At 60.5% G+C, this 12,968-nt stretch carries 10 protein-coding genes; 6 read left to right on the top strand and 4 right to left on the bottom strand.

Annotated elements, in window-relative coordinates; genetic code table 11:
- Window position 1 precedes the first annotated feature (1 nt).
- On the bottom strand, window positions 2-1,267 hold the full coding sequence (locus N6L25_RS16825; protein ID WP_271982712.1) for an alkane 1-monooxygenase: 1,266 nt from the start codon (window positions 1,265-1,267) through the stop codon (window positions 2-4).
- Window positions 1,268-1,522: 255 nt separating this feature from the next.
- Here N6L25_RS16825 and N6L25_RS16820 point away from each other — a divergent pair, with 255 nt between their 5' ends.
- Together N6L25_RS16820 and N6L25_RS16815 are read left to right on the top strand one after the other, a co-directional pair.
- Window positions 1,523-2,722, top strand: coding sequence for an MFS transporter (locus N6L25_RS16820; protein ID WP_271982710.1), 1,200 nt, complete (start codon window positions 1,523-1,525; stop codon window positions 2,720-2,722).
- Window positions 2,723-2,794: 72 nt separating this feature from the next.
- Window positions 2,795-3,430 carry a hypothetical protein gene (locus N6L25_RS16815; RefSeq protein WP_271982707.1) on the top strand — a complete coding sequence of 212 codons (636 nt, stop codon included), beginning with the start codon at window positions 2,795-2,797 and terminating at the stop codon, window positions 3,428-3,430.
- 30 nt (window positions 3,431-3,460) lie between these two features.
- Here the strand turns inward: N6L25_RS16815 and N6L25_RS16810 are convergent, their stop codons facing one another.
- Window positions 3,461-4,081, bottom strand: coding sequence for an L-threonylcarbamoyladenylate synthase (locus N6L25_RS16810; protein ID WP_271982704.1), 621 nt, complete (start codon window positions 4,079-4,081; stop codon window positions 3,461-3,463).
- Between the two features lie 10 nt (window positions 4,082-4,091).
- Window positions 4,092-4,424, bottom strand: a complete 333-nt coding sequence (locus N6L25_RS16805) for a BolA family protein (protein ID WP_271982702.1) — start codon at window positions 4,422-4,424, stop codon at window positions 4,092-4,094.
- A 136-nt stretch (window positions 4,425-4,560) separates the two neighbouring features.
- Between N6L25_RS16805 and N6L25_RS16800 the strand changes: the two genes are divergently transcribed.
- The 4 genes from N6L25_RS16800 (at window position 4,561) to N6L25_RS16785 (ending at window position 12,087) form a co-directional block, all read left to right on the top strand.
- The gene (locus N6L25_RS16800) at window positions 4,561-6,711 is read left to right on the top strand and encodes a DNA topoisomerase III (RefSeq protein WP_271982825.1); all 2,151 of its coding nucleotides are present in this window, start codon (window positions 4,561-4,563) and stop codon (window positions 6,709-6,711) included.
- Window positions 6,712-7,105: 394 nt separating this feature from the next.
- Window positions 7,106-7,822 (top strand): response regulator transcription factor, encoded by a 717-nt coding sequence (locus tag N6L25_RS16795; protein ID WP_271982699.1) that lies wholly within the window; start codon window positions 7,106-7,108, stop codon window positions 7,820-7,822.
- Between the two features lies 1 nt (window position 7,823).
- A complete protein-coding gene (locus N6L25_RS16790) occupies window positions 7,824-9,479 on the top strand; it encodes a FecR family protein (RefSeq protein WP_271982696.1) in 1,656 nt (551 codons plus the stop codon).
- 34 nt (window positions 9,480-9,513) lie between these two features.
- On the top strand, window positions 9,514-12,087 hold the full coding sequence (locus N6L25_RS16785; RefSeq protein WP_271982692.1) for a CHASE2 domain-containing protein: 2,574 nt from the start codon (window positions 9,514-9,516) through the stop codon (window positions 12,085-12,087).
- Window positions 12,088-12,118: 31 nt separating this feature from the next.
- On the opposite strand, the gene N6L25_RS16780 is transcribed toward N6L25_RS16785, so the two are convergent.
- Window positions 12,119-12,451 (bottom strand): fibronectin type III domain-containing protein, encoded by a 333-nt coding sequence (locus N6L25_RS16780; RefSeq protein WP_271982689.1) that lies wholly within the window; start codon window positions 12,449-12,451, stop codon window positions 12,119-12,121.
- Between the last annotated feature and the right edge of the window lie 517 nt (window positions 12,452-12,968).

Raw genomic sequence — 12,968 nt, 5'->3', positions numbered from 1 at the left:
CTTAGGCCGCGCTGGACGCCTCGCTCTCGGAGCGATGGCGCTCAGCGACCTCGGCCGCAAACTCACGATACTTCTCCATCAGCTCATCTTTGCGATCCGGGTCCATGTTGATCTTGCTCAGATCCCCCTTGTAGTGCTCAATGACCCGCTTATCCATCATCTCAAACCACTGGGACGGTACGTAGGCCGGCAGCAACATGGAGGCATAACCGGCAGGCAGCTGCGGGGCTTCCTCGAAATGGCGCAGGGCCTGGAAGCTGCGGGTGGGATGGGCATGATGATCGGAATGCCGCTGCAACTGGTACAGGAACAGGTTGGTCACGATGTGGTTGCTGTTCCAGCTGTGCTCGGGCTTGGTCCGCTCGTACTTGCCGTTGGCGTCCTGCTCGCGCTTCAGGCCATAGTGCTCAAGGTAGTTGATGACTTCCAGCAGACTGGCCCCGTAAGCCGCCTGCCCCACCAGGAACGCCAGCCCCCGAGGACCGGTGACCAGGGTCGTCACGCCGAAGAAGCCGGCCGTCATCGCCCATCCCTGCAGCAGCTCGTTCTGCAGACTCCAGAATCCCTTGCCCCGACGGGCCAGGCGGGCCTTTTCAATTTCGACGGCAGACTTGAGGCTTCCCACCACCGTACGGGGCAGGAACTTCCAAAAACTCTCGCCCATGCGGCTGCTGGCGGGATCTTCCGGGGTGGCGACGTTTTTGTGGTGACCGTAGTTGTGCTCGACCACGAAATGGGTGTACGCGGTCGGTGCCAGGGCCGCCATCGCCAGTAACTTGTTCAGTTTGTTGGTCTTATGCCCCAGCTCATGGGCCGTATTGATGCCAATGCCGTTGACCGCGCCCACGGTAAGTGTCAGACCGATACGATCGCTCATGGGGGTCTTCTTGCGACTGGCCAACCAGGCGCCCATGAAGGTCAATGCGTACTGGGTTGGGATGAAGGCCTTCACGAGCCGGCTGTAGTACTTGTCGTTCTCAAGCCCCTTGACCGCAGATTCCGGCGGATTACTGGCGTCTTCGCCAATCCATTGATCCAGCGCAGGGATGATGCCATGAACCAGTGCCGGACCAGCCCAGGCAAGGGCTCTCAGCTTTTTGGGTGCGATCGCATAACCGGTCAGCGCGGTCAGACCAATGACTGGCAGGCCCGGGCCCAGCAGCCATAGGTAACGTTTCGGATCTTTCCAGTCAGCACTTTTTGTTTTCTCTTGCCTCGTTTTGTCTTGCGCCGTTTCGATCAGCTCATCAGCAACTTTCGCATTCATGGGACCCTGCCTCCATGTACATATGACTTATTGTCGAACAATATTGCACTATATCAAAAGATAAGTACGGATCCATGTGATCTTGGGACAACCTCTTGGCCGCACAGAGCCATTGCCGACCAGAGTCAATTTGTAGACCATAAGCCGTTGGACAACAGGCGTTTTCCCCATCACGTCGTTTTCTCCCAACTGCATGAGCCTCCTACGCCAATGACTGCAAACAGACCCCACGCCACTAGCCCGCAGGCGCGCGCCGTGCCAACCACCTATCTGGCGTTGACCGCGCTCTATCTGGCACAGGGCCTACCTTCGGGGCTGTTCGCCCATGCGTTACCGGTGCTTTGGCGGGAAGCGGGCGTAGCCCTGGGCTGGATCGGCGCCTTGAAGCTGCTTGCCCTGCCCTGGGTGTTGAAGGCGATATGGTCGCCCTGGGTGGATCGCAGTCTGCACCGAGGCACCACGCCCGCTCGTTGGATCGGCTGGCTTCAGCTTTCCGCTGCCGGACTGCTATTGGTGCTCGCGGCCATCGGCCTGACACCCTCGGGGGGCGGCGTGTGGGGGGCTGCGGCGCTGATCATGGCCATCAACCTGCTGATGGCCACTCAGGACATCATTACCGATGGTCTTGCGGTGCGCTGGCTGCCGGCCCATCGGCGCGGGCTGGCCAACGCCATCCAGGTGGCCGGGTATAAGGTGGGGATGCTGGCGGGTGGAGCATTGCTGCTGATGCTGGCGGCACAAACGGGGGCCTCCGAAGCCTTGCTGTTTCCTGCGGCCATGCTGCTGGTGCTCTATATTGCAATCCGCCGGCTCTCACCGCTGCGGCAACCCGTTGCTTCGACCGGAAAGGTCGGCGCCCCGCTGCGCGAGGGCTTGAGCGGACTGCTCAGACAGCCCGGAATCTGGCCCTGGTTGGGGATCTTGGCGAGTTATAAGGTGGCCGATGCCATGGCATCGGGAATGACACGGCCGTTACTGAGCGATGCCGGCTGGACCACCCAGGCCATAGGCACGTTTACACTGGTCTCAACGCTGGTGGGGCTGGTGGGCGCCGCATTGGGTGGATGGCTCTATCAGTGCTGGGGCAGCCGCCGCAGCCTGATCCTCACAGGCCTGGCCCAGGCAGCCACCATCGCCGCCTGGGCCCTGGTGACACCGGCCTCCGCGACCACGGCGCTGGTGTACTCGGTTGGCCTGCTGGAACAACTGGCGGATGGCGCCTCGACGGTGGCGCTGTTCGCGGTGATGATGAGTCTGTGCCGAAAGGGCTGGGAGGGCACCGACTTCACCGTTCAGGCCTCCATTCAGGTGGTGTTTGCCGGACTGTTCGGCCTGGCCGGGGGGCTGCTGGCCGGGGTGGCCGGTTACCCCACGCTGTTTGCCGTGGCCGCCCTGGCCGGCGCCGGGGTGATCCTGGCACTGGCCCTGAAAACCCGGCACCGTCAGCTGAGCTAGGAAGCCCAGGCACGTAACTTGCTTATCTTCTCCTGAACGCCCGAAATACGTCGACACAGGAGAGAAATTGCCGTGTCCTTACTCAACTCGCTTGCCCGCATGAGTGCCGGCCTGCAACAGGCCAGCAGCCAACGAACACCACCGCAGGCGACGCCGAATGCCGCGGCAGGCGCGTCCGAGGACACTGCCAGCGGGCGCGACGACGTCACCCTGTCGGGTGGCCCCCTGCCGAAAGCCTCGGCCAAACTGGCCATCAACCAGTACAAATCCAGCCTCGGGCAGGATACCCACTTCGTAAAGGAGACCCTGCGGCATAAAATTGCCGAGTATGGCATTCACCCCGGCACCAGAATGTCGGTGACCAAATCCGACCAGGGGACACTGCGACTTCAGGCCGCCATTCCTGCCGAGAAGCGGGAGCGCATCGAACAGGATCTGAACAACAACAAGAGCTTCACAGACGCGTTTCACCGACTCAGCAGCCAGCAACCGACTCTGGCCTTTGTCGATGGCGCACTCAAGCTGAACCAGGCCTACGGCGTGAATAATGCGTTGCTGGAATCCCTGGTCAGTGAAAACGACCAGTTCAATGGCCTCGGCGACCTCGTTCACCGCTACGACAACATTCGCCGGATGGTTGGGGCCGAGGACATCGCCGCCGCCGGCAATCAGCGCGATTACGCCTTCAGTTTAAACACCCGCGCCTGACGACCAACCCTTGCCATCGCGAATCCAGCGCTACTGAAATGGCGTCGGATCGCCTTTACCGACGCGGGTAACCACCGGCACATCATCCAGCATGTTCACGACGGTTGTGGCCTCAAAACCACAGAAGCCGCCGTCGATGATCAGATCAAGATCGTGCTCCAGGGTCTCCCGAATCTCGTAGGGGTCGGTCATTGGCTCCTCTTCCCCAGGCAGAATCAGGGTACTGCTCATGATGGGCTCCCCCAACGCACTCAGCAGAGCCTGCACGATGGCGTTGTCTGGCACCCGCACGCCAATGGAGCGCCGTTTCGGATGCAGCAGCCGACGTGGCACCTCGCTGGTGGCATCGAGGATGAAGGTGTAGGGACCCGGCGTGTAGGTCTTCAGCAGCCGGTATTGGCTGTTATCCAGCTTGGCGTAAGTCCCAATGTCTGAGAGGTCGCTGCATACCAGCGTGAAATTGTGCTTGTCGTCGAGCCGACGAATACGCTTGATACGATCCGCCGCCTGTTTGTCGCCGAGATGGCAACCGAGGGCGTAGCCGGAATCGGTAGGATAGACAATCACCCCGCCCTTGTTGAGGATCTCGACGGCCTGGTTCACCAACCGCTTTTGTGGGGTTTCCGGATGCATCTGGAAGAATTGGCTCATAGTGGGTGTCCTATCCCTTGAACGCTGGATCGTGTTTGGAGCCGCCCATGCAGTTGGGCGAGGCCGGCGCCTCTTCCCCCTTGGCCTGCCACTCCGCTGGGGTATACAGGTGAAGTGCCAGCGCATGAACGCCCGCTGCCAGCTCGTCGGCGAGTACCTTGTAGATGGCCTGGTGGCGCTTGACCTTGCCAAGCCCCTCAAATACAGAAGAGACCAGAGTCACCTTGAAATGGGTCTCGGAGTTGGGCGGCACGCTGTGCATGTGGCTTTCGTTCTCCACAGCCAGGTGCTCGACGGAAAATTCATCTGTAAGTTTCTGTTCAATGGTCTGTTGAACCGACATAGACCGCAGCGCTCCTCGTTCACGGATATCGTATTGCAATACAGTCTACTATACGGCGCCTCTCACCGGCTTGACAGTTTACCGGCAAACCGCCATCTTCCCTCTCCCCCATTTTCACGTGACCGACTCGCCTGCCATGCGCCTATACATTGCCGAAAAACCCAGTCTTGGTCGCGCTATTGCGGAGGCCCTGCCCGGCCCCGTTCAAAAAGGCCCGGGCTGGCTCAAGGTGGGTTCCGGTGACCACGCCTGCACCGTCAGCTGGTGTATCGGCCACTTGCTGGAGCCGGCCGAACCCGCCTGCTACAACCCACGCTGGCAGAAATGGCGGCAGGAAGACCTGCCACTCTTTCCCGAGCAATGGCAGCTCACCCCGAAAGACAGTGTGCGCAAACAACTCAAGGTGCTCGAATCGCTGATCCGCAAGGCGGAGGTGATCGTTCACGCCGGAGACCCGGACCGTGAGGGGCAGCTGCTGGTGGACGAAGTGCTCCGTTATTGCAACGCCAACTGTCCGGTGGAACGGGTGCTGATCAGCGATCTGACCAAGTCCGCAGTGGCTCGGGCCCTGGCCGCCCCACGGGATAATCGGGAGTTCCGCCGGCTGTCCCACTCCGCACTGGCCAGGCAGCGCGCCGACTGGCTGTATGGCCTCAACCTGACCCGGCTGTATACCCTCAATCACCGCCATCAGGGCGAACAGGGGGTGTACTCGGTGGGCCGGGTGCAGACCCCGGTATTGGGCCTGGTGGTGGCACGGGATCAAACCATCGCCGATTTCGAGCCCAAGCCCTATTATCGGTTACTGGCACACACCCGCGATCTGGACAGCGCCCCCGGCAGCCCCACCTTCGCAGCCCGCTGGCTACCAGACGAGGCCTATCGGGAGCATCTGGATGACGAAGATCGGCTATTGAATCAGAGCGTGGCACAGCGGATTGCAGCCGACGTCGAGGGCCGGCCGGGACGCATCTGCGAATCCCGCTTTCGCGACCGCAAGGAATCGCCCCCGCTGCCGTTCTCCCTGTCCGCCCTGCAGATCGAGGCCGGCCGGCTGTTCCGGATGGGCGCCAAGGAGGTGCTGGACACGGCACAAAACCTCTATGAGCGCCATCAACTCATCACCTACCCGCGATCCGATTGCCGCTACCTGCCGGAGGAGCATTTCAACCAGCGAGCGGGGGTGCTGCAGGCCATTTCCCGAACCGTCGCCGAGCTCACACCGGCGGTCGATCAGGCCGACACCAGCCGGCGCAGCCCAGCCTGGAACGACGACAAAGTGGATGCCCACCACGCCATCATCCCCACAGCCCGGGCCATTGGCCAAGCCAGGCTGTCCAAGGCGGAACTCAATGTTTACGGTCTGATCAGCCGTTACTACCTGATGCAGTTCTACCCAGAGGCCGTCCATCAAGAGGGCCGACTTACCCTGGCCATTGGCGAACACCGATTCCGCGCCACCGAAACCGCGGTGTCTCAACCGGGCTGGAAAGCACTGGAGCTGAAACAGCGGGAAGCCACCAGCGAGCCCCCGGCGGCACCACTCCCCCGACTACAACAAGGCGATGCGGTGCTTTGCGAGCGCACCGAGATCAAGGGGCGGCAGACCCAGCCGCCGCAGCACTTCACCGACGCGACGCTGCTGTCGGCGATGACCAACATCGCCCGTTTCGTCAGCGATGCCGAGTTGCGCAAGACCCTGCGGGAAACCGATGGCCTGGGCACCGAAGCCACCCGCGCCTCCATCATCGAGACGTTATTCCGCCGTGACTACCTCCACCGGGATAAGCGCTTTATCAAGTCGACGGACAAGGGCCGCACGCTGATCACCGCGCTGCCCGACGCCATTACCCAACCGGATATGACCGCGCTATGGGAAGCCGCCCTGGAACAGATCCGCCGCGGCGAGGGCGACCCCAGAGCATTCCTCGAAGAACTGAAAGGACAGATTCGCGGCTACGTCGGCACCGCCAGCGCGCCAACACCCGAGCCCGATTGCGAGGATGCCCCGCAGATCCACTGCCCCAAGTGCCGGGCCCCGATGCGCATCCGCGACGGCAAGTTCGGCCGCTTCCATGCTTGCAGCCGCTTTCCCAAGTGCAACGGCACGCGCGCACTGGAAGATGCCACGCCACAGGATGGCACCGGCCAGAAACCGATACCCTGCCCACACTGCTATTCCCCGCTGGTACGACGCAAAGGGCCCAAAGGCTGGTTCTGGGGCTGCAGTAACTTCCCCGCCTGCCGACAAACAGTGAGTGACGCAGACGGCAAGCCGGCGCTGTAGAAGCCGTGGGCTTATGCGTGGGGCCAAATTTACGCAAATCTACACTTTGACACTGACCGCGACACCCCAATTTGTCAGAATAGACCACAGCCCGGCGCAACTGGCGTCCCGGCTGGTTAATTCGCTGACCTACTGGGATCCCGAAGGGCATGTCCCTGAGGACTCCGAGCCAGTGTTGCCACTCTTTGATGTGGAACCACAGCTGCAGACTGGGGCCTTGGTCAGAACCCTCTGAGACAGGCAGTAGGTCAGCGAATTAACCTGACGGGAGACTGGGGCAGCCGAACACCAACTTGCTTCAGGAGCCCTTGGATAACTCGCTATCATCTACGGCGTTCAGAGTTATTTAGCGGCTCTCTCAGTACCGGACGGACATTTAGACAGGAGAATCTGGATGCGAATTGCTCTTCTGGAAGACGAGCAGGAACAGGCGCAACACGTCAAAGCCGTGATGTGTGAACAGGGCTACCAGTGTGATGCCTATCCAAACGGGCAATCATTCCTGAGCTCAGTCCTGCATCGCAGCTACGACCTGCTGATTCTTGACTGGCAGATTCCTGACATGACCGGCATCGATGTCCTGAAAAGTGTCCGGGCCCAGATGAACTGGCGCATTCCGGTGCTTTTCCTGACCCAGCGGGACAGTGAACAGGACATTGTCAGCGCCCTGGACGCCGGGGCCGACGATTACCTGTCAAAGCCCGCCCGACCTGCGGAACTGGTTGCCCGCATCAAGGCCCTTGCGCGCCGCAGCGCCCCGGAAACGGACAAGGAAATTCTCGAGTTCGGGCCGTTTGTCATCAATGCTCAGTTGCGGACCATTGCCCTGAATGGCGAACCTCTGACCCTGACCGACAAGGATTTTGACCTGACCCTGTTCCTGTTCCAGAATCAGGGCCGCTTGTTGACCCGGGAAATGCTGCTGGAACGGGTCTGGGGGCTGACCCGGGATATCAACACGCGCACCGTGGACACCCATATGAGCCGCCTGCGCCGGCGTTTGGGACTGAACCCGGATAACGGCTTTCGGATCAAGACCATCTATCAGCGCGGTTACCGACTGGAAGCCATGAGCGCCACCGAAACACCGGATCAGGTCGAGCAAAGCTAGGATGACGAATCGGTTCAGGACTCGGAAGGACACCGCGCTGCATCGCAGCGCTCTTCTGTGCACCGCCTTGCTGGCCTTCAGCATTGAGGCAGGCGCGGAGCTTCCGATCGGCCTGGGCTCCCAGGTTGCTGGACAAACGCAAACTGGCCACGCCCCTGTCCCCCACTGGGTGTACACCCTGCGGCAGGGTGAAACCGTGGAGAGCGTTGCCAGCAAACTGCTGGCAAGCCCCTACACTGCGGCTCAGCTGTCGAGCTATAACCAATCCATCCCGACCACCGCAATCCACGCGAACCAAGCGCTACGCATTCCCCTGGCATGGCTGAAGCAACAACCCGAGCCGGCCACCGCAACTTCGGTATCGGGCCAGGTACGGATAATCTCCAGCGTGGATGGCCGCCAACGCGCACTCACCGAGAACACGCTGATCCGTGTCGGTGACGAGATCCTCAGCCGGAGCGGGAATGCGACCATTGAGCTTGCGGATCGATCTGTCGTTCGCATCGGCCCGAATTCCCGAGTGATCTTCAACAAGCTTACCCAGTACGGCCAGAGCGGGATGACCGATACCCGCATCCGCCTGAACCATGGCGAAATAGACACCCAGGTGATACCGCGGGCAGGCAGCGGCGCCCGATTTGAGGTGGAGACTCCGTCAGCGGTGGCCGCCGTACGGGGTACCGCTTTTGCCATGCAAGCCCAACCCGGCACCACGGCACTCCAGGTAACCGAAGGCGTAGTCAGTTTTGGCCCGACCGGCCGTACCCGCAACATTCCAGCGGGCTACAGCGCATTGGTGGACAGCCGGACGCCCAGCCCTGTCAGTATCTTCAGGCTACCCCCAGCGCCTGTGCCTGTCCCGCTGGCAGAGTCGTTACAGAGCCTGCCGGCGAGTCTCGACTGGGCCCCCGATGGCGCCAGCCAGCATCGAGTGGATATTTACGACGCCGACAATGGCCGCTGGCTGAAGAGCGATACGGTCAACGGCCAGAACTACGAACTGAACTATCTCGATAACGGCCGCTACCACATCCGCCTCGCCGCGCTGGACAACCGGGGCGTCGCCGGGCTACCAGCGACCTTGTCGGTGGACGTGGCACTGCAGGCACGGCCGGCAACGCTGGAGTTCCCGACAGCCAGTGCCAGCGTTAGTGACGACATGCCGGAGTTCCGCTGGCACTACCAGGGTCACAACGAAGTCGCCCGGGTGGAAATTGCAGCATCCGAGGATTTCAGTAATCTCATCACCACCAGCGAATGGGCGCCGGATACCAGCGCCATTGCCAAACGCCCACTCAACCCTGGCCAGTACTACTGGCGAGTGGTCACCGAGGCCGGCGGCACCTCCGTTGCCACCAGCGAGCCACGCGCCCTGGTCATCAACGGCAGCTTGCCGCCGGTTCGAATCATCAGCATCAACTACGTTGACAGCCAGGTTAGGGTGTTCTGGGAATCCACCGATACCGCCACCGGTTACCTGATGCAACTCGCGGAAGAGCCCAAGTTTCAGAACGTTATCAAGGAGGCAACGGTAAAAGATACCACTGCAGCCTTGCGCCTGATTCCCGGAAGACGGTATTTTGTGCGCCTGAAGGCTCTATCCGATGGCCCAGCGACAAGCCGCTGGGGGCCTGGGAGGGAGCTATTTATTGAGTAAATCGAGAAAAACAACATAGAAGACCCCACGCTTCATGAATCGAGACAGGTTTCTGACCACCAACGCATTCTGGACCCTTGGCCTGTCTCTCCTCGCCATACTTGTGCTGGCCCAGCTCAGCGGCATCCCCCAGCGGGCCAACCTTTGGCTTTACGATTCGCTGATTACCTCCGTGCCCGCGCCGCTCAGCGAGGACGTGGCGGTGATTGCCATTGATGAATACAGCCTGGAGCAGCTGGGCCAGTGGCCCTGGCCGCGATCAACCCACGCCGAGTTGATCCAGCGGCTGGACGCGGCCGGCGTCAGGACCATCGTCTTCGACGTGTTATTTCCCGAGCCGTCCATTGGCGACGAGGAACTGGCCAACGCCATGCAGGCTCACGGCCGGGTCGTTCTGCCGGTACACCTTTCTGTACCGGCCACCAATCAGCCAATGACCGACCAGCTTCCCATCCCACCTCTGCAACTGGCTGCGACTGGGTTCGGCCATGCCCATGTCGAGCTGGACCGGGACGGCCTTGCCCGGGGAATGTACCTTTATAATGGTCTGGCAACCCGCCTGTGGCCAAGCCTTGCCAAAGCCGCCGCCGCGCCCGGCACTCCCCCCCTGGGGAACCTGGACGGCGATGCCGCCCCCTACATGAACGTGCGCACGGACTATGTTGCCGTGCCACTGGCGGGCCGTCCGGGCACCCTCCCCACCGTGTCCTATGCGCAGGTCCTGCAGGCTGAGGCCCCAATGACCCAATTATCAGGCAAAACCGTCTTCATCGGCGCCACAGCGGTCGGTTTTGGGGACATATTGCCAACGCCGTTTTCCAGCTTGGCGTGGCCCATGTCCGGGGTCGAGTTCCACGCCAACGCCTATTCCGCGCTGGTCAAGGATCGACTGATTCGACCGGCCGCACCCGGCCTGTCACTGCTGCTGACGGCATTGGTACTGTTATTGATCGCCGATGCCCTACCCCGCCTGCGCCCCCATGAGACGCTGGTGTTATGCACCGGGGTGCTGGCGTTACTGCTGGCGCTGTTCACCACGTTGCTGCTGGCCTATCGCGTTTGGCTGTCGGTGACCCTCCCGCTGCTCATTCCGATTGCCGCCTACCCGTTGTGGAGCGCGCAGCGGTTAACGATAACCAACCGATTTCTAAATCGTCAGCTTGACGAATTGGGCACGGGCCAGCAGTTCACCTTGCCAGAGCCGGCAGACAGACAACCCAGCCAGCTGCTGGAGCACCTGATCGCCCTGTTCAACCCGATCGGCTGGTATCTTTCAGTGAACGGCCGGCCACTCGCCCAGCAGCAGCTGCAGGCAGACGACAGCCCCAAGCTCACGGCCCCGGGTCAGTGGGTACACAAGGACAACCAAAGCTGGATTCAACTGAAACGGGCCGACCGGGTGTTTGAGCTGGGTCTGGCGTTCCCCGCCTCCCTGATTCGTGACGCCAGTCAGCGCTATCTACGCCGCCTGGTGCTGGATCCGCACCAGAAACCCGATCTGAGCGACCGCCCCCGAGAACACGTCTCGGCTCGTATTGAACGAGTCCGCCAAGCCACCGAACGACTGAACCAGATGCAGCTGTTCATTCGCAAGAGCTTCGAGCGCATGCCCGATGGCATCATCGTCACCGATGAGCTGGGAGTGATTCAGTTTGCCAACGGTCACATTGAGGAATGGTTCGGTGAACCGCGCCCAAGTCTGGCCGGCACGCCGCTCACCCGACTACTGCAGGGACACGACCCGCGCGATAACCCACCCTGGCAGGAAACGGTTTCGGAAACACTCACCCTCCATCAAAGTCGCACCGTCGATCTGCGGGTGCGGGAAATGGATTTCCTCATCCATTTCGCCCCCTTCAAGCTGTCTGACGATTCCCAGAATGGCATCATTGCCAATATCTCCAATATCTCGGAGCTTCGAGCCCAACAACGCCAACACCGGGAAGCCATTGACTTCATTTCCCACGATGTCCGCTCCCCGCTAGTCTCCCAGCTCGCGCTGATTGAGCAGCTGAAACGCAACCCCAGCGACATTCAGTCGCAACAACTGGAACAGCTTGGCCGCCTGGCACGTCGGAGTTATCAGTTAGCGGAAGAGTTTGTACAACTGGCCCGGGCCGAACAGCTCACCGAGACCCGATTCTACGATTGTGAACTGCTGGCCATCGTCGAGAACGCGCGGGACAGCGTCAGCGAGCAGGCGGTAGAGAAAGGCATTCAGCTGGTTCTGCAGGGCAACGAGGATCTATGGTTGCTGGGCAATGCAGAACTGCTTGAACGGGCGATCATCAACTTGCTGACCAACGCCGTCCAGTACAGCGATACAGGGTCTGCCGTGACGATCCAGGTGTTTCAGGCAGGGCATGAAGCGTACCTGAGAGTTACCGACGAGGGTAATGGCATAGCACCGGAGGAAATCCCTTTCCTTTTTGACCGGTATCGTCGACAGCGAAGTAGCGAGCTGTCCGGAAGCCGAGGCACCGGTCTGGGCCTGTCCTTCGTTAATGTGGTCGTTCAGAAGCACCGAGGCGACATCAGCGTCGAATCCGTGCTGGGCGAAGGCTCATCCTTCACCATCAAACTGCCCATCACCGACCCCCTGCCCTAAGGCAGGAGGTATCAGACGCCCACCAGCTTCGTCAGATGATCTTGCTCACCAGCTGGGACGGCGCGCTCTTCAGGCCGTTAGTATCCACCACCTGGACACTGAAGTACCACTCACCCTCGGAAAGACCACCGATGGTGTAGTCCATCACGCTGGCATCGCTGATCTCAACCTGTTGGGAAAGACTGTCCTGGCTCTGGCCGTAATGAATCACGTAGCCCTTCAACTCCCCCATCGCCAAGCCCTCACCATTCTCGCGGGAAGCCGGCGCATTCCAGCTCAAGGTGGCCGAGCGTTGCGGATCGATAACCTGAGCGCCGCCGCTACCGCCGCTGCCACCGCCACAGCCAACCAGGACTGCGCTCAACAGCGCCGCCGCAACATACCGAAAAGACATTTTAATGACGCGATTAGACATAATTTAGGCCCGTTTATTCGTCGTTTTAGTGGAGTTGTTCAAAACTTGGCCGATTATCAAGGCGAATCGCGTCGTCTTGCTAGTTACCAAAATGTCAATTTCCCGACAGAATTCGGTAAGAAAAGGAAGCAGGCTATTGATTTTTTGAGCAAAAAATGAACTTAAAGATTATTTTTTATACATTTTGAGATTAAAAAAAAGCCGATCAAAGACCGGCTTTATTCATGTTGGTAGCGGGAAGCGAAAGCGATCAGCTTTCGCGGCAGCAGCGTTGCCGCGCGCAGCGTAAACAAAGAGCGCTGACTCAAAAGCCCCCAACAATAACAAGAAAAGCCGGTCACAGGAGGCTGTGTAAAAACGAGTTATACAGCCTTCAGGCGGCCAAGCAAAAATGCCCCGGACTCTCTCCGGGGCATTTTTCGTTCCAGGCGTCCGACCTGAATTGGCTCAGATCCGGCAAAAATCG

It is taken from the genome of Marinobacter sp. SS21, from assembly GCF_028369065.1.
In the GTDB taxonomy this organism is placed as follows: Bacteria; Pseudomonadota; Gammaproteobacteria; order Pseudomonadales; family Oleiphilaceae; genus Marinobacter.
The sequence above is the reverse complement of the archived record's forward strand: the minus strand, read 5'-3'. Positions and strand labels throughout refer to the sequence as shown.